Origin of the sequence: Petrotoga sp. SL27 (assembly GCF_002924605.1) — a bacterium.
GTDB classification, from domain to species: Bacteria; Thermotogota; Thermotogae; order Petrotogales; family Petrotogaceae; genus Petrotoga; species Petrotoga sibirica.
Genome location: NZ_JAIP01000003.1, coordinates 19,713 through 40,631, shown reverse-complemented (window position 1 = coordinate 40,631; position 20,919 = coordinate 19,713). Strand labels below are relative to the sequence as shown.

At 33.7% G+C, this 20,919-nt stretch carries 17 protein-coding genes and 1 tRNA gene; 10 read left to right on the top strand and 8 right to left on the bottom strand.

Annotated features, from left to right (window positions below):
• Nucleotides 1-135: 135 nt before the first annotated feature.
• Nucleotides 136-732 carry an ECF transporter S component gene (locus AD60_RS01390; RefSeq protein ID WP_103876136.1) on the top strand — a complete coding sequence of 199 codons (597 nt, stop codon included), beginning with the start codon at nucleotides 136-138 and terminating at the stop codon, nucleotides 730-732.
• Between the two features lie 104 nt (nucleotides 733-836).
• Complete coding sequence (gcvH, locus tag AD60_RS01385; protein ID WP_103876135.1) at nucleotides 837-1,187, top strand: glycine cleavage system protein GcvH; 351 nt, start codon at nucleotides 837-839, stop codon at nucleotides 1,185-1,187.
• Nucleotides 1,188-1,204: 17 nt separating this feature from the next.
• On the opposite strand, the gene AD60_RS01380 is transcribed toward gcvH, so the two are convergent.
• From AD60_RS01380 to hutH, 6 genes are all read right to left on the bottom strand, one after another.
• Entirely contained in the window at nucleotides 1,205-2,392 is a 1,188-nt protein-coding gene (locus AD60_RS01380; protein WP_103876134.1) for a ComEC/Rec2 family competence protein, read from the bottom strand.
• Between the two features lie 220 nt (nucleotides 2,393-2,612).
• Nucleotides 2,613-2,701: transfer RNA gene (locus AD60_RS01375), tRNA-Leu, on the bottom strand.
• A 58-nt stretch (nucleotides 2,702-2,759) separates the two neighbouring features.
• Complete coding sequence (gene hutI / locus AD60_RS01370; RefSeq protein WP_103876133.1) at nucleotides 2,760-4,046, bottom strand: imidazolonepropionase; 1,287 nt, start codon at nucleotides 4,044-4,046, stop codon at nucleotides 2,760-2,762.
• Nucleotides 4,036-4,935 carry a glutamate formimidoyltransferase gene (gene ftcD / locus AD60_RS01365; RefSeq protein ID WP_103876132.1) on the bottom strand — a complete coding sequence of 300 codons (900 nt, stop codon included), beginning with the start codon at nucleotides 4,933-4,935 and terminating at the stop codon, nucleotides 4,036-4,038. The genes hutI and ftcD overlap by 11 nt, the downstream gene beginning before the upstream one ends.
• Nucleotides 4,936-4,947: 12 nt before the next feature.
• Nucleotides 4,948-6,975: a urocanate hydratase gene (locus tag AD60_RS01360; protein WP_103927205.1), complete on the bottom strand. Its 2,028-nt coding sequence runs from the start codon at nucleotides 6,973-6,975 to the stop codon at nucleotides 4,948-4,950.
• 17 nt (nucleotides 6,976-6,992) lie between these two features.
• On the bottom strand, nucleotides 6,993-8,519 hold the full coding sequence (gene hutH, locus AD60_RS01355; RefSeq protein WP_103876130.1) for a histidine ammonia-lyase: 1,527 nt from the start codon (nucleotides 8,517-8,519) through the stop codon (nucleotides 6,993-6,995).
• Between the two features lie 716 nt (nucleotides 8,520-9,235).
• On the opposite strand from hutH, the gene AD60_RS01350 reads away from it, so the two are divergent.
• The 4 genes from AD60_RS01350 (at nucleotide 9,236) to AD60_RS01335 (ending at nucleotide 13,230) form a co-directional block, all read left to right on the top strand.
• Nucleotides 9,236-10,489, top strand: a complete 1,254-nt coding sequence (locus AD60_RS01350) for a sugar ABC transporter substrate-binding protein (RefSeq protein ID WP_103876129.1) — start codon at nucleotides 9,236-9,238, stop codon at nucleotides 10,487-10,489.
• A gap of 200 nt (nucleotides 10,490-10,689) precedes the next feature.
• The gene (locus AD60_RS01345) at nucleotides 10,690-11,484 is read left to right on the top strand and encodes a carbohydrate ABC transporter permease (RefSeq protein ID WP_199177804.1); all 795 of its coding nucleotides are present in this window, start codon (nucleotides 10,690-10,692) and stop codon (nucleotides 11,482-11,484) included.
• Entirely contained in the window at nucleotides 11,481-12,320 is an 840-nt protein-coding gene (locus AD60_RS01340; protein WP_103876127.1) for a carbohydrate ABC transporter permease, read from the top strand. Before AD60_RS01345 ends, AD60_RS01340 begins: the two co-directional genes overlap by 4 nt.
• 49 nt (nucleotides 12,321-12,369) lie before the next feature.
• Entirely contained in the window at nucleotides 12,370-13,230 is an 861-nt protein-coding gene (locus tag AD60_RS01335; protein WP_103876126.1) for a ketose-bisphosphate aldolase, read from the top strand.
• A gap of 295 nt (nucleotides 13,231-13,525) precedes the next feature.
• Here AD60_RS01335 and AD60_RS01330 read toward each other — a convergent pair whose 3' ends face one another.
• A complete protein-coding gene (locus AD60_RS01330; protein ID WP_103927204.1) occupies nucleotides 13,526-14,023 on the bottom strand; it encodes a hypothetical protein in 498 nt (165 codons plus the stop codon).
• A gap of 380 nt (nucleotides 14,024-14,403) precedes the next feature.
• Here AD60_RS01330 and AD60_RS01325 point away from each other — a divergent pair, with 380 nt between their 5' ends.
• Complete coding sequence (locus AD60_RS01325; RefSeq protein WP_158248349.1) at nucleotides 14,404-15,729, top strand: ADP-dependent glucokinase/phosphofructokinase; 1,326 nt, start codon at nucleotides 14,404-14,406, stop codon at nucleotides 15,727-15,729.
• A 4-nt stretch (nucleotides 15,730-15,733) separates the two neighbouring features.
• Here the strand turns inward: AD60_RS01325 and AD60_RS01320 are convergent, their stop codons facing one another.
• Nucleotides 15,734-16,051 (bottom strand): hypothetical protein, encoded by a 318-nt coding sequence (locus AD60_RS01320; RefSeq protein WP_103876376.1) that lies wholly within the window; start codon nucleotides 16,049-16,051, stop codon nucleotides 15,734-15,736.
• A 382-nt stretch (nucleotides 16,052-16,433) separates the two neighbouring features.
• On the opposite strand from AD60_RS01320, the gene AD60_RS01315 reads away from it, so the two are divergent.
• The 3 genes from AD60_RS01315 (at nucleotide 16,434) to AD60_RS01305 (ending at nucleotide 20,912) form a co-directional block, all read left to right on the top strand.
• On the top strand, nucleotides 16,434-16,958 hold the full coding sequence (locus AD60_RS01315; RefSeq protein WP_134080076.1) for a D-lyxose/D-mannose family sugar isomerase: 525 nt from the start codon (nucleotides 16,434-16,436) through the stop codon (nucleotides 16,956-16,958).
• A gap of 1,417 nt (nucleotides 16,959-18,375) precedes the next feature.
• Entirely contained in the window at nucleotides 18,376-19,692 is a 1,317-nt protein-coding gene (xylA, locus tag AD60_RS01310) for a xylose isomerase (RefSeq protein WP_103876375.1), read from the top strand.
• A gap of 23 nt (nucleotides 19,693-19,715) precedes the next feature.
• Nucleotides 19,716-20,912, top strand: a complete 1,197-nt coding sequence (locus AD60_RS01305) for an ROK family protein (RefSeq protein ID WP_103876374.1) — start codon at nucleotides 19,716-19,718, stop codon at nucleotides 20,910-20,912.
• Nucleotides 20,913-20,919 lie beyond the last annotated feature (7 nt).

The following is a 20,919-nucleotide window of genomic DNA, read 5'->3' as shown; positions in this document are numbered from 1 at the left end:
TCGCTAATCATCCTGATACTATTTTAGCATTAGGGCATCTCTTTACAAAAGAAATAATAAAAAAGAGCAAAAAACAAATTTTTAGTACCATTTTTTGAGTTTCATATCCATACATATTATACGAGGAGGAAAAACATGAAAGTAAGAACCAAGCGCTTGGTGACTATATCGTTGTTATCTGGTATTTCTTTTGTTCTAGGATTTACTCCATTGGGGTTTATTCCCATTCCCCCAGCAAATGCCACAACTATGCATATTCCAGTTATAATTGGGGCAATATTGGAGGGACCTGTGGCAGGAATGATCATAGGATTGATATTTGGGGTGTCTAGCATAATTCAAGCACTTTTAAGACCAAACATACTGTCTTTTGCTTTTATTAATCCGTTAGTTTCTGTATTACCAAGAATACTGATTGGTTTAGTTTCATATTATTCATACAGGTTAGTATTTGAACTTTTCTCGAGTAATAAAGAAAAAGTTTCAAAGTGGAGAAATAGCGTATCTGTTGGTGTAGGTGCTGCTTTAGGAACTTTGACTAACACCGTAGGTGTTTTAAGTATGATGTATCTCTTATTTGCTGACAGGATAGCTACCGCTATGGGAGTAGCAAGGGAAGCGGTAGGTGGGGTAATGTTAGGTATAGGCCTAACAAACGGTATCCCAGAGATTATTATAGCGGTATTAATAACCGTTGGAGTAATCAGAGCTGTAAAAAAAGCAGGTTATTAGTTAACTAATAACCTGGGTGGGATGCGGGGGAAAGGCGCTATAGCAACTTTTTTAATTTCTAAAGACAACAAAAAATTACAAATTAAAAGGAGGAGTCAAGTATTATGAAGAAATACGCACTTACCCATGAATGTGTAACAATAGAAGGGAACATAGCAACTGTCGGAATTTCTTCAAAGGCTGCTGAAGAATTGGGTGATGTTACCTACGTTGAATTACCAGAAGTTGGAAAAGAAGTAAAAAAAGGTGAAGTCCTGTGCACCATAGAATCTGTAAAGTCAGCAGAAGATATATATGTACCTTTAAGTGGGAAAATCGTTGAAGTTAACAAAGATCTTGAAGACAAGCCAGAAATAATAAACGAAGACGCCGAAAATAAAGGATGGATTGTAAAAATTGAATTTTCTGATCAATCAGAGATCGAAGATCTTTTAGATGAAGACCCTCCAATGTAAACAAGTATAATTCAAAATTAAGGGCCTCTATTAAATTGGGGCCTTTTTTGTTTACTTTGAAGAAGCCATACATATAGCAAAAAGATCAAGCTCCATAAAAATAAGGGAATAAATAAAGAACTAAATTCAATTGGTTCCCAAAAGGTAAAAAGATTTACGAAATTTTTTAGTGACAAAGCAAAAAAAGTTGAAAAAAAATGAACAAAATTGAAAGGCAACAATATTGATAAAATACTACATAAGATTAATAATGAAATAGCAGGTGTTAGAATAGGCGTTATGAAAAGTCCAGTCAAAGAAATTTCTCCAAAGTGTATCAGAGCTATAGGAAATATACCAACATATGCCGCTATGGGGACAGATAAAGATCTAAAATATTGATTTTCTACATAGTTCATTGTAAATAAAATCATAAAAGTCGCTGCATAACTCATTTGAAAACTAACGTTCATAAGATTATTAGGAATGAACAAAAGGTTGAGATATCCTATTAATCCTAAAATGTTGAAGGAGCTAACAGGGACATCGAAAAGTCTGAATAAGTTCAAGGTGATTAAAAGCAATACAGCCCGTACAGAACTTGGGGTGAATCCGGTAAAAATCAAATAAAAAGTGATGATAGTAGAGTATAAAATGAGTCTTAGGTTTCTTTTCAAGATAAAAAAGTTTAGAAAGAAGCTGATCATTGAGTAAATTATGTAAACGTGCATACCTGAAACGGCAAATAGATGCAAAGTCCCTGTTTTTTGAAATACCTCTTTATCCCGTATATTACCCATAAAAGAGCTCGTCAATATATCAAGTGCCTCATTATTTTCTATGTTTTCAGACAATCTATTGGTTGCAAGATCTTTTACCTTCATAATCGAGTTGTTGTTAGCAGGAGCCATATATTCAGCTCTAAGAAAATCGTTTTCAATTGTTCCATATATGTAAACGTTTTTGCCCGTGGTGATGGGAACCGTGCTGAATTCACGGTAGTAAAATTTATAATAATTCCTATAATTCTGCCATTGATTTTCATAATAGATTTTTTTTGAAAATACCGTATAATAATTTCCTCTTTTGTCTATAATTTTTCCCAAAATACCCACTTCTGAATTGAGATTGATGGGAATGTATAACAAGGCAGGAAACAACAAAACACCGATTAAAAAGACTTTTAATTTATCTTTTTCAAAGAGTTTTAAAAGAAAAAGAAACAAAAAATAGCCTATTAACACAGCGGCTTTATTCAAGTAGGAAAGTACTAATAACAAAGAAAAGGCAATGAATAATTCAATAAAAAAGGGAAAGTTAACTTCAGGTTTCTTTTCTATACTTTTACCCCCCAGGAGAAGCAGATCGAAAGTAAGAGTATCAATCAGAAAATATAATAAAATAAATTTAAAAAACAAAAGGATCGTAAAGCACGATCCTTTATCTTGGTGCCGGGGGCGGGACTTGAACCCGCACGAGTGTAAATACTCATATGGCCCTCAACCATACGTGTCTACCAATTCCACCACCCCGGCGGAAAAAGTTACTTATGTCAAGATATCAAAATTATTATACACTACGTTATAGGCTTTGTCAAGAGACCGCGGCTATATCATACACTTCTCCATTTTTTATAACAGTTTGAGTGTGGTTTACTCCGAAGTGATATATTAGGTATTCTATATTTGGGACATCGAAAATTGTTATATCAGCTTTTTTACCTACTTCTAAACTTCCGATTTTATCCTCTAATTTCAACGCGCAAGCGGCATTAATAGTGACCGATGTAATTATTTCCTTTGGATTCATATGTAATTTTAGTGCCCCAAACGTCATAACCAATTGTAAATTTTCTGTAGGCGAACTTCCTGGGTTATAATCTGTCGATAATGCGATTGGTATACCAAGATCAATCATCTTTCTAGCGTTTGCATACTTCTCACTTTGCAAAAAGAAGGTTGTCGTAGGAAGTAGCGTGGCTATAACATTGCTCTTGGCCATTTTTTTCAAACCTTCATCACTTGCACCAACCAAATGATCAGCTGAAATACAACCTAACTCAGCAGCTAATTCGGCACCTCCTAAAGGTTCTATTTCATCTGCATGAATTTTGAGAAATAGGCCGTGTTCTTTTGCAGCAGAGAGTATTTTCCTGGATTGATCAACTAAGAAAACTCCTTTTTCACAGAATATATCACAAAATTTAGCTAAATCTTTTTCTGCCACATACGGGATCATTTCTCTTATAAGTATATCTACGAATTTATCGACGTTGCCTTCGTACTTTTTAGGTACGGCATGGGCTCCCAAAAAGGTTGGGACCAAATCTACCGGATGGATTCTATTGAGTTCTCTTATGACTTCAAGCTGTTTCAACTCAGTGTCAAAGTCATCGAGTCCGTATCCGCTTTTTGCTTCAACGGTTGTTACTCCATAAGACAACATTCTATTTAAACTTTTTTCTGCCTTTTTAAGTAATTCTTCAAAAGACGTTTTTTTTGTTGATTCTACGGTGTCGTATATTCCTCCTCCAGAACTTAAAATATCTAAATAACTTTCACCTTTTAATTTCTTAAATAATTCGTATTCCCTTGAGCCTCCATGAACCAAATGAGTGTGAGGATCTATCAAACCAGGCGTTACAGTCTTTCCTTGGGCGTTTATAATTTTTGCATCTTGAGATATTTCTATGTCTTTTGGCAAGTCACCACTTCCAACATAGATAATCTTATCTTTTGAAGCAGCAATGATGCCATTTTTAATCAAGCCAATTTCTGACATTTCTTCTTTCTTTCTTGGTCTATTAGGACCTTTCATGGTTATTAAATTTGAAATGTTTTTTATCACCAAAGTAGCTTTTTCGCTCATATTAGTCTCCATAAATCCTATTCTCCAAAACACGGTCATAACTGAAATCTTCTAATTTCAGAAAATAATCAGCTGTATCAACAAGGGCATTCATTGGCACCAACCCAACTATTTCACTTCCAATGACGTTCACTCCATACCTGTTCGCTTCGTTTTCTATCAATTGAAATACTCTGTACAAAGGTGTTTTTGTGTAATCAACCATATTCATCGAAACTTGGACGATATTCCTTTCTTTTAATTCAAAACCTAGTGCTTTACAGTATTTAAATCCGCCACTTTTACCTCTCACAGCTTTGGCTATCTTTTTTGCAATGTCTAAGTTGTTTGTATTTAGGTTTACGTTGAAAGCTATCAAAGGCATTCTGGCTCCCACAGCGGTAACTCCTGCACTTTCATGTGGTTTATCTGGGCCAAAATCTGGTTTGAACTCTTCTTGTTTTAATTTTTCAAACATTCCTTCAAACTCACCTTTTCTTATAACGGCTAAATCTTCTCTTTCGGGTCGGCTGGCTGATTTTTCATACAATATCACGGGGATATTCAACTCTTCTCCTATTCTTTTTGCCAATTTTTTAGAGTACTCTACACACTCTTGCATTGATATGTTTTTAATTGGAATGAGCGGGATAACGTCTGTAGCGCCCATTCTAGGATGTTCGCCTTTATGAGTTCTTAAATCTATCAACTCGGCTGCTTTTTTGCATGCGTTAAAAGCTGTTTCTATTACCTGATCGGGTTCTCCTACAAAAGTAACTACGCTTCTGTTGTGGTCTTTATCCATAGAGTAATCCAGCAATTTTATTCCTTCTTGTTTTCTTACTTCATCTACAATACGTTCTAACTTTTCTTTATCTCTTCCTTCACTAAAATTGGGAACACACTCTAGAATTTTATTCAAAGTATCTACCTCCTAACCCTCATAGTATTTATCAACCAAATCTTTTATCATATCTTTGTCAGCAATGTAGGGCAAAGTTATATGATCTGTATTTTTGTTTTCTTTGTTGTATTCTATTGATGTTTTTATAGAAGCTTCATTCCTAGCCCAAGATCGTCTGGCAACCCCAACCATAACATCCCATGGAATTGCATTCTTTATTATTTCATCCACTCTTACACTTCCATCTAGAACCAAGCCAAAACCACCGTTAATTGCCTTACCGATTCCAACTCCACCTCCGTTGTGGAGTGTCACCAAACTCATTCCCCTTGCTACATTTCCTGCGAAATCATGGGTTGCCATATCTGCCATTATATTACTTCCATCTTTTATATTCGCCGTTTCTCTAAAAGGAGAGTCAGCTCCGCCTGCATCGTGATGATCCCTTCCAAGCATAATAGGACCTACTTCTCCTTTTCTAACCATTTCATTGAATTTAAGCGCTATCTTCATTCTGCCCATAGCATCCTGATAAAGGATTCTTGCTTGAGTACCTACCACAAGATTGTTTTTGTCTGCATCCCTAATCCATATGTAGTTGTCTCTATCCTGGCCCCTCCTATTGGGATCTATGCATTCCATCGCTGCTTTGTCCGTTTTCAATAGATCTTCCCTTTTTCCACTTAAACATACCCACCTGAAAGGTCCATAACCATAGTCAAATATTAATGGTCCCATTATGTCTTCCACATACGATGGAAATATGAATCCTTCGCTTTCATCCAACCCATTTTTTGCTATTTCTTTCACGCCTGCATCAAAAACCGCCTTCATGAAACTATTCCCATAGTCAAAAAAGTAGGTCCCCCTTTCAACCATTGTTTTTATAAGTTCGAAATGTCTTCTTAATGAATTGTTGACTAATTCAATAAATTTATCTTTATTTGTTTCTAAGAGCTGATTCTTCTCTTCATTAGTCAAGCCTTGAGGGCAGTAACCTCCCTCGTAAGCAGCGTGACAAGATGTCTGATCTGATAGCAAATCTACCTTTATACCTTTCTTTACAATGTATTCCAACAGATCTACAATATTACCATAATAACCGATAGAAATGGGTTCTTTTCTATTTAGATGATCGAAGGCCATTTCAAAAACTTTGTCCAAATCTTTACTGCAGGTTTTTAACCAACCTTGGTTGAGCCTTGTTTGAATTCTCGAATAATCCACTTCTGCAATTATTCCAACGCCTCTTGCGATTTCTATCGCTTTAGCTTGAGCACCACTCATTCCGCCTAAACCTGAACTAACAAACAAGCGTCCTCTTAGATCACTATCTTGTGGTATTCCTAATTTCAACCTTCCAGCGTTCAACAAGGTATTGTAAGTACCATGAACGATACCCTGAGGTCCTATGTACATCCAACCTCCTGCAGTCATTTGTCCGTAGTTGGCAACACCCATGGCTTGTGCCTTGATCCAATGTTCTTGATCATCAAACATCCCAACCATCAACGCGTTTGTTATTATCACCCGTGGACTATTTGGGGTTGATCTGAACAAGTCAAGGGGATGTCCTGAAGCCACAACTAAGGTTTGTTCTCTTGTTAATTCTTCTAAGTATTTTTTAATCAGCCTGTACTGCATCCAATTTTGACAAACTTGACCGGTTTCACCATAGGTTACCAGTTCATAAGGATACAAAGCGACATCAAAATCCAAATTGTTGTCGATCATAACTTGAAATGCCTTTCCTTCAATACACTTACCCTTGTACATATCTATAGGTTTTGCCTTAATGTTTCCCTCAGGTCTATACCTGTATCCATAAATTCTACCTCGAGTAAGCAACTCTTGTAAAAATTCTGGAGCCAATTTTTCATGTAAATTTTCCGGTACATATCTTAAGGCGTTTGCAAGGGCTAGTTCTACTTCTCTTTTTGATAAGTTCAAAGGTCTTTTAGGTGCCCTTCTTATGCCTTCTACGAATTTGGGCATACTCGGAAGGTCATCATCCAACTTAATGGTCATTGCGTTAGAAATATCGATATTGTTTACCATGATAATTTCTCCTTTCTTTAAAATAATTTACCAATTACTTTTTCCACTTCTTTAACGATTATGCCAGATTTTAATATGTCTTCACATTTATCTATCATTTTATACATCGCTCTGTCTTCGTTAATCTTCGGTACTTTATCTCTAACTATATCATAAACTATCTTTGAACCTTTTCCTAAACCTTTATTTCCTCGTAGGTCTATGGCTTGGCAAGCGCAAAGCATTTCCATAGCTAATACTTTTTGGACGTTGTTTAGAATATTTTTCGTCTTTCTCGCTGAGATTGTACCCATAGAAACGTGATCTTCTTGGTTTGCAGAAGAAGGAATTGAGTCAACACTTGCAGGATGAGCTAAGACTTTATTTTCTGAAACCAACGAGGCGGCTGAATATTGAACCAGCATAAAACCAGAATTCAAGCCACTTTCTTCTATCAAAAAAGGAGCTAACCCACTCAATTTAGGGTTAACAAGCCTTTCTATTCGTCTTTCTGAAATATTTGCAATTTCAGATAAGGCAATTGCCAAAAAGTCCATACTCAAGGCGATTGGTTGGCCGTGAAAATTCCCCGCAGAAATTGCTTCTTCTTCTTTTGAAAATATCAAAGGATTATCAGTTACAGCATTCATCTCTTTTTCAATGACATCTTGTACATAATTTATTGCATCACGTGAGGCACCATGAACCTGAGGGATACATCTCAATGAATAAGAATCTTGAACACGCAATACCCCTTGATGAGACACCATTTTACTACCTTCAAGTATTCTCCTCAAATTATTAGCGCAACCAATCTGCCCCTTATGAGGTCTTAAATTGTGTACCCTCTCATCAAAAGCCTCGATAACACCGTTCAACGCCTCAAAAGTCAATGATGAAATGATATCTGCTGTCTTTAAAAGTTCTATGCTATCGTATATTGATAATGCACCTATGGCTGTCATAACTTGTGTTCCATTTATCAAAGCGAGACCTTCTTTTGCAACAAGATTTATCGGATCTATTCCTGCCATCTTCATTGCTTCTTTTCCACTTAACATCTTGTTGTCGTAATAAGCTTCTCCTTCTCCTATCATCGGTAACACCATATGAGCTAATGGAGCTAGATCACCACTTGCTCCTAAAGATCCTTTTTCTGGTATTATCGGGTGAACCTTCTTGTTGATCATATCGATCAAAGTTTGTATGGTGGATAACCTTATTCCAGAAAAACCTTTGACTAAAGAGTTCGCACGGAGCAACATAATTGCCCTAACAGTTTCGATATCTAAAGGATCCCCAATTCCGCATGCATGACTCCTAATCAGATTCCTTTGTAATTTTTCCGTTTTATCGTTAGAAATGAAAACATTACAGAGTTCTCCAAATCCAGTGGTCACACCATACACGACTTTTTCCTTTTCTGCAAACTTTTCTACAACTTTTCTGGAGTTCTCAATATTGTCAAGAACGGAGTTTTCGATAGTCACCTCATAATAATGTCTAGCGACATTAATCACATCTTCCAAACTCAGATGTTCTCCATCTATATAGACCTTTTTCAAATATAAGACCTCGCTTTCTATTAAGCAAAAACTTCATATCTGCTAACAAAATTATAACACCGTGAAAAAAATTTCTCACTTTTAAATAGAGCTGATTAATGTCGATTAAAAACAATCTAAGTCGATTAAACAAGAAAATCTAATGAAATCTTACAAAACAATTTTTAACAAAATTCAAGAAAAACTAAGAAAAAGCTTCCTAATCGCAAATAATTGCTCGTAATTGCTCCTAATATTAGTTGATTGAATAAATTAATGGTTGACAAAAAAAGTTAACTCCCATATAATTATTCTGAACAGAATTTGAACTTATTCCCACAATTATTTTCTTTAGAAATTTCAAAAATCTAATTTTAGCAACACTAGAAAAAATGTTGATAAGATTAAAAAACTTTTTAATTAATAGACAAAGTATATTTTGTTTTTAAAAACTAATTTACAAAGAATAAAAATAGCTTACTTTTTTCTAATATTGGATGCTTGAATAAACTTACTATTGTTAATCCAAAATAGAATATTTTAGACTAAATTTAGGTAGATGTGTATTTTACAATTGACAGGAATAAAGTAAATAGAAGCTTTAGATATAAAAAGAGTTTCTCTTCCAAAGAGTGAGGGAAAAATATGCATGAAATAAGTACAAGGAGGTGACAATTAAGTAACGAGGTTAGGGTTAAAATCATTACCAAATTTTAAAAAAAAGAGGAGTGAAATTTATGTTGGGTAAAAGAAGGTTTCTAGTATTATTGTTGATGTCCATTGTAATTTTTGGGATTTCAGTAATTAGTTTAAGTGAGGAAATAACTTTGGAATTTCAACAGTGGTGGGAACCAGAACTTCCTGAAGGAGTATTGCGTGAAATTTGTGATGAGTTTACCGCAAAAACAGGCATCAATATTGAATTGCTGAGTAACCCATATGCAGACACTAAAGTACAGATAGCTGCGGGGGCTGCTACTGGTATGATGCCAGATGTTGTAGGTCTTGACGGCTCTTGGGTATATGATTTTGCTAAACAGGGAGCAATTGCAAATCTGAGTGAATTGATGGTCTCTTCGGGTTATGATGATAGTCAGTTGTCTTTACAAGTCCAAGTAGAAGGGAATACCTACATGATTGCGGTTGTAAATTTTGCCTATCCCATGTATGTTAACAAAGATATATTAAAAAATGCGGGTATCGTAGAATTTCCTACTACCTGGAGCGAGTTTAAAAGTTTAGCTCAAAAAGTTACAGATCCTACAAGTAATATTTATGCTTACGCACTTCCTTTGTCCAGCGCTTTACCAAATGGGATTCAGAATCAATTTATGAGTTGGTTGTGGGCTTCGGGTGGAAATATGTTGGAAAATGGAAAACCTCAACTAATTGGTAATGAAAAGTTAATACAAACTACTGAACTTATAAAATGGCTGTTTGATGAGAGACTAGTTACACCTGGGGCTTATATAATGAGGGAACCAGATATGGTAGAAGAGTTTGTAAATGGCAGATTAGCATTTATGATTTCCTCTTTAGCTCATCTTACGCTGATAAAAGAAGGTGCCCCCAATATGGATGTTGCAATAACTAGTATACCCAAGATGGACGGATATACTGGAAAGAGTGGAATATGTGTAGCAAATTGGGGAATTGGTATTGCCTCTAATTCAAAGCACAAAGAAGAAGCCTGGCGTTTTATTGAATATTTAATGAGCCCAGAAGTAAATGCCAAACTGGCAGTTTATGCAAATGCTTTCCCTGGGAATACTGCTTCGGAGCCAGACTATTCTGACCAAGATAAGCTATTTTTAGATGCATATGAAATTTATCAAGAAAGTTATGCCATTAATGAATTTACAGGCCTCCCCAGATCCGAAGACTTAATGAGGAGCTTTTTGGAGAATTTCGTATTGTATTTGGAAGAAGAAATTGATTCAGCCGAAACTATGCTGGAGACGATTCAAAAAGAATGGCTGAAAATTTTCTAAGATTAAATTTTTTAATACCCAGTGTAAATTAAGAGAGTGTCCACGAGAATCTGGTGCACTCTCTTTCCTAAAAAAATAAGAAAGAAGGGATGCTGATTTAATGAAATTACCTCCAAATCTAAAAAAAAAAAATGGTCCCCTATTTTTATTTATCACCTGCATTAATTGTTATGATTGTATTAATAGCAGTTCCAATTACTATGGTGATACTCTTTTCGTTTTTTGACAATGTAATAATTAATAAAAATCCAACTTTTGTAGGCATAGCTAATTATTATGATGTTTTGACTGATCCAATCTTTTTCACAGCTCTAAAAAATACTACTTTTTTTGTTGGAATTAGTGTATTGGCTCATCTAATTCTGGGAATCATGTTTGCTTTACTTTTAAATAGTAAATATATAGGAAAAAAAACGAAAGCTCTTTTTAGAGTTATTTTCATCTTACCATGGCTTTTTACTGAAGCGATTATTGCAATTCTATGGAGATTATTGCTAAATCCTAATGGTATAGTTAATTATTTATTACAAACTTTTAATTTTATTGACACATCCATTAACTGGTTAGGCTCAATAGATTTAGCCTTAGTTTCAGTTACCATTATTAATATTTGGTCTGGTTATCCTTTTTATATGATTAGTCTCCTAGCAGGGCTCCAAGGAATTCCACAAGAGTTATATGAGGCTTCCTCTATAGACGGAGCAAATGCAATGAACCAATTCTTTTATATTACAATTCCTCAATTAAAACCAATTTTGCTAAGTTTAATAACATTAGATTTGGTTTGGACTATACAACAATTCACGTTAATTTGGATGACAACTGGTGGGGGACCTCTTCACGCAAGCGAAACATTAAGTACTTATATTTATAAGCAAGCTTTTAGTAGCTTTCAGTATTCGAAAGCGGCAACTACTTCTGTGATTGTTTTATTGATTTGCATTGTTTTAGCAATATTTTATGCCAAACAGCAGAAAGGGGAAGGCTTAAAATGAATAAGAAGAAAAAAACTCAACGAATTAAAATCCTGACCATTATTTTACTTGCTGTAGGAAGTTTATGGCCAGCTTTTCCAGTTTTTTGGATGGTGCTAAATTCATTTAAACCTAATAATGAGATTTTTGCTTGGCCTCCTATTTGGATTTCAGAGAACTTTTCTTTGGAAAGCTATTTTTCAATTTTTACAAGCCCTGAAAAATTACGCTATTTTTTAAACAGTTATTTTATTTGCGGTGTTGTGGTACTTTTAACCTTATTTATCAGTATCTTAGCTTCATATGCTTTTAGCAGATTTGACTTCCCCGGAAAAAAAATTATTAATGTTATGATTATTAGTATGCAGGCAATTCCGCCTATTACTTTGCTGATTCCCTATCTTAGTTTAATAGTTACATTAAGACTATACAACACTTATGGTGCTTTAATTTTAACCTATTTACTATTCACACTACCCTATGCAATACTAATAATGACTGGATATATGAATACTTTACCCAAAGAACTAGACGAGGCAGTAAGAATAGATGGAGGGACTCGACTTAATGCTTTGTGGAAGGTGCTAATCCCTTCAGCAGTTCCAGGATTGATATCAGTTGGAATGTATACTTTTTTACGTGCATGGAACGAATATCTATTTGCCTTAACATTAACGAAAACTAGAGAGATGCGAACTGTTCCAGTTGGAATTAGTTTATTAATGGGACAGCATGCTTATAACTGGAGTGAAATGTTGACTATGAGTGTTCTTGGATCCTTACCCGTTGTTATCTTATTTCTTATTTTTCAAAAATATTTTATCAGTGGAATGACTGCAGGAGCCGTAAAGAGCTAATAATTTAAATAAAAATTAAAATCCAAAATAAAGGAAGGAGTGTTATTATTTGTTAATGAATTTAAAAGAATTGTTAGAGGTTGCAAATAAGAAGTATTTTGCAGTTCCAGCTTTTAATATTAGTGATTATTCAATGTTTAATGGGATATTTGAAGCAGTAGAAGAAAAACAATCGCCGGTTATTATAGCAATTCATCCCAATGAATTGGCTCATATACGTGTAGAAATGATCACATCAATAATTCAAAAGATTAATAAAAGTAGAATACCAGCTAGTATTCATTTAGACCATGGTTCCTCTTTAAAAGAAATTGTAACTGCCATTCAAAGTGGTTTTACTTCTGTTATGATTGATGGATCTAATTTGCCAATTGAGGAGAATATTGATCTTACCAAAAAAGTGGTTGAAATTGCACACTATGTAAATATTTCTGTAGAAGGAGAACTAGGTACAATTGGCTCTACTGATACAGAATCAGAAACAAAAATTAATGAAATAATTTATACTAATCCAGATGATGCAGTTTATTTTGTAAAAAAAACTGGTATCGATGCCTTAGCAATTGCAATTGGAACTTCTCATGGTCTTTATCCTAAAGGCGTGAAACCTAAACTAAAATTAGAAATACTAAAAAAAATTAAGGAAAATTTACCTATTCCTCTTGTTCTTCACGGAGGTTCTAATAATCCAGATAGTGAAATTAGTGAAGCCGTAAGGCTAGGAATCAATAAAATCAACATTTCTAGCGATATTAAAAAAGCTTATTTTGAAAAAATGCGTGAAATCCTTAAAGATCAAAATCTTAGAGAGCCAAACGTTATTCAACCTCCTTGTATTGATTACATGAAAAAAGTCGCAATTCAAAAAATTGAACTTTTCCAAGCTGCAGGTAAAGCAAAATTTTATTAAAGATTATTATTCGGAATTGCGTAAACAAAAGGTCTAAAATAGTATGGAATAACCTATTTGTGAAGGATTTGCTATATGGATAAGAGCAAATAATCTAGGAAACACGCGCAACATCATAAACGTAGATATAGAGAAGAAGTTTTTTACATAATCATAACGGTTGACGAATGGGGATACAGAGAAAATATAAATTTTAAGGATGCAAGAAAAGAAAGTTCGCCTGATTTGTAGAAGAAATTTCTAGGTATAAGCACTCTTGGGAATTATTTCAGAGTTAATTTTTGTTAATAATTTATTATCTCCCCTTACTGGCTGAAACTTTAATGACAGAGATGAGTGATTTATATTCTATGGGATTAAGCCCTTTTACCGTTTTTTCAATAGCCTTATCAACGGTTTCTATTTCTTTTTCCAAGGCTTTTATTACGTTTAAGGAGGAAGAGATAGCGATATTCAAAGGTTCATAAGCCATTTTGTCTAATCTGTACGAATTATTGGCTGCTTGTTTAAGAAGAGTTGCAACCTTCACGGGATCTTTGAACCTGTTTTTACTTTTTTCAATAACGAACTTAGTTAAATCACCAATGGGTTTGTAAACTATCTCATCCAAAGAGTAGAACTCAGTCAAAGCAGCACAAGACGTAGCACCGTATATATTGGAAAAGGGCTTATCCCTATTTTTCACAGCCAATTCACTGAATTTCAGATAAATGTTGGAAAGCATCCAATTCTTTTCAGAAGCGAGTGTATGAACTAAATGGAACCTATGGCGTGTAAGTCTTTGTAAAGCCAAAAACTGAGAACTACCTTTCACCACCTTTCGAATGAAGATAAAGGATGAAAGCAAAGAGATGCCCTAATCTTAGCAGCCAAAGGCAACCTCGCGCTCTATGAGCATCCACCAATGAAAAATAGCCTTGCTGATGGCCTAATCAAAGGTGATGCAGTAATCGGTTAGCAAATTGACTGCTAAGTCAGGAAACAAGCTTTTTAAGCAACGGCCAAAAGGTCTTGCAGGGAGGAAGGGAATCTTCCCTCGCTAATCATCCTGATACTATTTTAGCATTAGGGCATCTCTTTACAAAAGAAATAATGAAAAAGAGCAAAAAACAAATTTTTAGTACCATTTTTTGAGTTTCATATCCATACATATTATACGAGGGGGCAAAAAGTGTGGAGTTAAACGATAAATACCTGTTAGCCTATAAAAGCTTTTGTTCAACTGACACAACAAGCTCGGTTCAAAAAAAAATTTCTGCTTTGAGTTATTCAAGCAATTTAGATCTACTTTGTGATTTTCATTCTGACGTTCTTAATAAACTTCTAAGTAAATTTTTGCCTAGGTTAAGTTATGTAGATATTGTAAGAGCTGATAGAATCGATACTTTGGATGATTTATTAAAAACTCTAGCTTTTTTTTGCATAAATGGAATAGGTGGCGAAGTAGATATTGGAAATATAGATTTAGAAATTTTGAGGGGTCTTTTTCATTGGAAATACGGAATAGGAGGTACAGCTGCACAAGCTGCAAAAGCTTTGGCCGCTGTGAATTTTTCTTCAATTGTTCATTTAACGGATAATTCAAAAGAAGTTTGTGATCTGCTGTTTTCTCCATATATATATGTGGTTAATGAAAAAGGGAGATTAGTACATACAAATGAGTTAGACTCATATGGAAACCCTGAAATACATTATATTTTTCAATTTAAAAAAGGAGAAACTATTAAAATAGGAAGTGAGAAAATCCTAATACCTAATTCGAATAGGTTAATTCTTACGAGAACAACTATTAATAACTTTCTCCCGTTTAATAAACCTTTCTTTGAATATATCGAACAAAATGCTAATAAAATAGGGAGTAATTTAATATCTGGTTTTAATACAATTGTTGATGAGAAGTTATTAATAGATCGTTTAGATTTTGTTGTAAAACATATAAAAAAATATAAAATTAGAAACCCTTCAGGAATAGTTATTTTTGAAGATGCTCATTACCATAATTTTCAAATTAAAAAAATGTGTTTAGAAACGATTCTGCCAAATATTGATATTTTTAGTTTAAATGATGAAGAAATAAAATATATTCTTGAAAGTTTTAGATTTTTTAGTGATACACAAGATATTATTTATATAATTCAAGGAGCTAAATTTATTAAAGACAGATTTAACATTCAAAAAGGGATTATTGTTCATTCCAAAGATTATTCTATGTACATTGGTGATTTATTCGATATTAATATTGAAAGAGGGCTTATTTATGGCAATTTATTAGCTACTTCAAAAGCAATGTTTGGCGAATATGGAAATAAAGAAAAAATTCTCGAAGTTTTAAAATTGCCGACTAGCAACAAAGGAACCATTGCAGAAAGCAAAGTTTCTAAAAGCAATTATTGTAAGGAAGTGGTTATAGTTCCAACAAAATATATTGAAATGCCAAAATATACAATTGGGTTAGGAGATTCTTTTATTGCTGGTTTTCAAATAACTTTTTTAATGTAGCTTTTTAGTTTGTAGCTCTTTTCGGCAAAAGTAATAAGCGAGAATGAGGAAATATAAACAAAAATTCAACAATTCCGAATAAAACAACAACAACGAACTGAGATAAATCTTCAATGGGTTTGTAAACTATCTCATCCAAAGAGTAGAACTCAGTCAAAGCAGCACAAGACGTAGCACCGTATATATTGGAAAAGGGCTTATCCCTATTTTTCACAGCCAATTCACTGAATTTCAGATAAATGTTGGAAAGCATCCAATTCTTTTCAGAGACGAGTGTTTGAACTAAATGGAACCTATGGCGTGTAAGTCTTAGTAAAGCCAAAAACTGAGAACCACATTTCACCACCTTTCGAATGAAGATAAAGGATGAAAGCAAAGAGATGTCCTAATCTTAGCAGTCAAAGGCAGCCTCGCGCTCTATGAGCATCCACCAATGAAAAATAGCCTTGCTGATGGCCTAATCAAAGGTGATGCAGTAATCGGTTAGCAAGTTGACTGCTAAGTCAGGAAACAAGCTTTTTAAGCAACGACCAAAAGGTCTTGCAAGGGGGGAGGGAATCTTCCCTCGCTAATCATCCTGATACTATTTTAGCATTAGGGCATTTCTTTACAAAAGAAATAATGAAAAAGAGCAAAAAACAAATTTTTAGTACCATTTTTTAAGTTTCATATCCATACATATTATACGAGGGGGGCTTCAATTTATGTTGAACAATGAGACATATGAAAAAGTGAAAATGAAAAGTTTAGAACTTTTTGAAAAAGCGGGTATCGCTCTAAGAGAAGATGAAAAAGAAAATATAGAAATCGTTGATGGAGGATTAGGAAATATCGAAGAACTAGGTCTTGAGATTGTTACCTATGTAAATACCGATAGATACTGTGCTAAAGAAATGGTTCTTTTGCCTAATCAAACATGTCCTGAACATAAGCACCCGCCTCATGATGGAGATATTGGAAAAGAAGAAACCTTCAGGTGCAGATATGGTAAAGTATTTCTTTTCATTGAAGGAGAAAAGAACACTTGGCATGTACAACCACCAAATGAATATTTCACAGCATCACATGAAATAATTTTAAACCCAGCAGAACAATACACCATACCTCCAAATACACTACATTGGTTCAAGGCCGGAGAAGAAGGTGCAGTTATTTCTGAATTTTCTTCTCACAGTGACGATGCAACTGATATATTTACAGATCCAAACTTTAAAAGACTAAGAAAGTAAGAATGTTAATGTTTTCTAAGATTCAAACGATGCTCTTGTTAGATATTAACATTGAATTAATAAAAAAAGTTCAATTATCAAAAATTATAAAAAGTCTAGGTTCCAAATAAAGTTCACTCTGATGATTTTTTCAAATTATCCTCTAAATTGTCTACTACTTCTTAAAATTCGGCATGTTGCATCGGTACTTCAAGGATGACGGTGTAAATTACGTAATATATCTTGTTGTAGATAGGTGAAACTATCGAGGATTCAACATTCATGAATATTTCAAATATGCTTTATAAAATGGATTCATTTCAATTGCTCTAGTGCCATTATAAGCTTCAATACTTATAGGAATTTATTCGACGTATACTGCTGTGTAAAGTTGTTGTTCCCGATGTAGAAACTCAATTTTATTTAATTATTTCCTTTACTATAGTAGATAATTGATTCTCTAAATTTCAGGAGCATCATATTTAGACTTTTTTAGAAAATTAGGACGTAAATAATAGGCATCAGTATTAGTAAACCATGGAACTGATACTATTCTACAGGGTCAAATCAGATTAAGATTTAAAACATCTTAGTCTGAGGTTCCAGAGGCTAGATAGGCAACGTAAAGTTCATGTTCATCATTTGAACTATATAGTAAATGAATTTCGTTACTAATCTTACTATTTGATTTTCAAACTCGATTTGTGTTTATATTCAAAATTTTCTATCAAAGCATATTTCATTTTAAAGGGACTATGTATATTTCTTTGCTAAATTGGGTATTATCACATAGGAGTAGATTGCAATTTAGAAGGCCAAAAAAGCATTATTGAAAATATAACTAAGAAAAAGTTAGAAAATGAATTAAGAGAAGTAAAAAAATTGCCTACTTATAATGCTCTTAAAAAACAAGAAATTGAATACTTTGAAGACTACAAAGAAGTTTCAAGTTAAAATTCAGTGGTTCAATAGATTAGAAAAAATTAGAAAAAGAGAAAATAGAAACTTCAGAAATAAATATTTTTTAAAAATAAGGTAAGGCTAAAAGGTTGGGCCTTTTTCTTTGTGGTGGGTAGGCTTCTCCGCAAAGAGGGCTAAATCTGATTAGAAATAGCTTAGAATGATTGATATTATTTTAAAATTTTTGGAATATAGAGCTTTGATTTGAAGTATATTTTAAAATTTCTAAAGATTAAATAAAATATCTAGACACTTTAGAAATTACAATTTTGAAAAATAGAATGGAGATTTTAAGAGAATTATGAAAGGTAATATAATTGCCAATTGTTAGAAAATTAGATAAAAATAAATTCAAATACTGATTAAATATGAATTAAAAGATGTGAGGTATTTTTAAAAAATCAATTTCTAAAATTTAAATATAATGAAAGTTTTAGAATTTTAAAGGCTCTATAAATCTTTCATAGGAGGTCTTAAAGTGACAGAATATTTCAAAGATATTAAAAAGGTTGAGTATGTAGGTAAGGAATCGAAGGATCCGTTATCTTTTCACTATTATGATCCCAAGAGAAAAATTGGTAATAAAACTATGGAAGAACACTTGAGATTTTCTGTGGCATATTGGCACACTTTCACTGCAGAAGGAAGGGACATGTTCGGGGTCGAAAGTGCCAACAGAGAATGGAACAAATTTTCGGATCCTTTAGATAAAGCTTACGCAAGATGTGATGCAGCATTCGAGTTCATGAGCAAATTAGGGGTTAAATATTTTTGTACCCATGACAGAGATTTAGTTGATGAACAAGAAACGTTGAGAGAAACAAATAAGTTATTAGATAAAGTAGTTGAAAGAATAAAAGAAAGAATGAAAGAAACGGGTATAAAGCTTCTTTGGGGAACAGCGAATCTTTTCACTCATCCAAGGTTTATGCAGGGTGCAGCTACCTCTTGTGATGCAGATGTATATGCATATGCCGCTGCACAGGTAAAAAAAGCACTTGAAATAACTAAGGAATTAAATGGTGAAAATTATGTTTTTTGGGGTGGAAGAGAAGGATATGAAACCCTTTTAAACACTAATATGGAGTTGGAATTGAACAATTTGGCTAATTTTTTACATATGGCTGTAGATTACGCCAAAGAAATTGGTTTTGATGGTCAATTTTTGATAGAACCTAAGCCAAAAGAACCCACAAAACATCAATATGATTTTGATGTTGCGAACTCTTATGCATTTTTACAAAAGTACGATCTTGATAAGTATTTCAAGTTCAATATAGAAGCAAATCACGCAACTCTTGCCGGCCATACTTTTCAGCATGAATTAAGGTATGCAAGAATAAATAATATCTTGGGTAGCGTTGATGCTAACATGGGGGATCTTTTGTTAGGATGGGATACAGATCAATTCCCAACAAACGTATTTGAAAACGTTTTGGCAATGTATGAAATACTTAAAAATGGAGGAATAGCGCCAGGTGGTTTAAACTTTGACTCACATGTTAGAAGGCCTTCTTACGAAAATATCGATTTGTTCTACGCACATATTGCAGGAATGGATGCATTTGCTTTAGGACTGATCTTAGCAAGCAAAATTTTAGAAGAAAAAGTTTTGGAAGACTTTGTAGAAAAAAGGTATAATAGTTTTAATGAAGCTATGGGTAAAAAGATAGTGGATGGACGAACTAATTTCAAAGAACTCGAAGAGTATGTAATAGATAAAAAAGTGGGAATTCCGAAATCGGCAAGACAAGAATATTTGGAAAATTTAATAAATTTGTACATCTACGAATAACTGATGAATCGGGAGGCTTTATTTTGAAGATAAAGAAAATCAATGCAGAAAGAATGGGATACTCAAACAAATTAATGGTCTTCAATTTGATCAGATATTATTCTGGAATCTCCAGAAATGAGATTTCTAAGCTTACTGGTTTAGATAAAAGTACTGTGACAAAGATTACGTATGATTTGATTTCTAAAAACTTAATAGTAGAAGGAGATAGAAAGTCTTCTAAAGGTGTTGGAAGAAAACCTATAAGGTTGGAAGCAGCAAAAGGCGTTGCTGCTTCCATTGTTGTTAAAGTGGGAGTAGAAAAAACAGTTGTAGGTCTTGGATACATAAACAATTCAATCAATAAGATAGGAGAATTTGAAACCCCCAAAAATTTTAATGTTTTTATTAGTAAATTAGCTGTTGAGATAAAAAGAATATATGAAAATGCTAATGGAAATAATATTGTAGGCCTTTCTTTTTCTTTTCCAGGAATGATTGATAGAGAAAACTTGATCATCGAATACGTTCCTCATTTTAATTGGAGTGAGATTGATCTTAAGGGAGCTATTTTAAAGGAAATTCCTCATTGTGACAAACCAATTTTTGCTGCAAACGAGGCAAAGTTAGCTCTACAAGCAGAGATGTATTTTAACAAGAATATTGCAAACTTAAACAATGGAGTCTATGTTTTCATATCCCAGGGAATAGGGGGAGCTTTGCTTATAGACGGTCAAATTCATTTGGGACCTAATTTCACAGCAGGTGAATTTGGTCACATGAGCATCGATGAAGATGGAGAAAAATGTTTTTGCAATAATCGAGGATGTTGGGAAACGTTTGCCTCAATTGATACAGTTTCTAAGATATATGAATACAGCAATGGGCGATTGGAAGGCAACAATTACGAAGAAAAATTTAGAAATCTTCTTATAAAAGCCCAGAAGAAGGAAGGAAACGCCGATGAAATAATTAAACAGATGTTATATTATTTGGGAGTAGGGACGGTTAATTTAATAAATATCTTAAATCCTGAGTTTGTAATTTTTGGGGGGTATGGGTATCTTTTCCCGGATGAGTATTTCACAGAGATTGAAAATATTATAAAGACACGAGCTCTGAAACCAACCTTAAAATCTTTAAAAAAGCCCTTGAGACCTGTTTTTGATATAGAAACAGCATGTTTGAGGGGGGCAAATTTAAGAGTGATGGATGATTTTGCAGAAAAAGCTGTGGTTTAAAATGAGG

Bases quoted from the DNA above. Each gene is read 5' to 3' on its own strand.
- AD60_RS01315 (WP_134080076.1), top strand. From the start codon at position 16,434: ATGTTGAACAATGAGACATATGAAAAAGTGAAAATGAAAAGTTTAGAA.
- AD60_RS01345 (WP_199177804.1), top strand. From the start codon at position 10,690: ATGGTGATACTCTTTTCGTTTTTTGACAATGTAATAATTAATAAAAAT.
- AD60_RS01350 (WP_103876129.1), top strand. From the start codon at position 9,236: ATGTTGGGTAAAAGAAGGTTTCTAGTATTATTGTTGATGTCCATTGTA.
- AD60_RS01340 (WP_103876127.1), top strand. From the start codon at position 11,481: ATGAATAAGAAGAAAAAAACTCAACGAATTAAAATCCTGACCATTATT.
- AD60_RS01390 (WP_103876136.1), top strand. From the start codon at position 136: ATGAAAGTAAGAACCAAGCGCTTGGTGACTATATCGTTGTTATCTGGT.
- hutI (WP_103876133.1), bottom strand. From the start codon at position 4,046: ATGGAGACTAATATGAGCGAAAAAGCTACTTTGGTGATAAAAAACATT.
- gcvH (WP_103876135.1), top strand. From the start codon at position 837: ATGAAGAAATACGCACTTACCCATGAATGTGTAACAATAGAAGGGAAC.
- AD60_RS01360 (WP_103927205.1), bottom strand. From the start codon at position 6,975: ATGGTAAACAATATCGATATTTCTAACGCAATGACCATTAAGTTGGAT.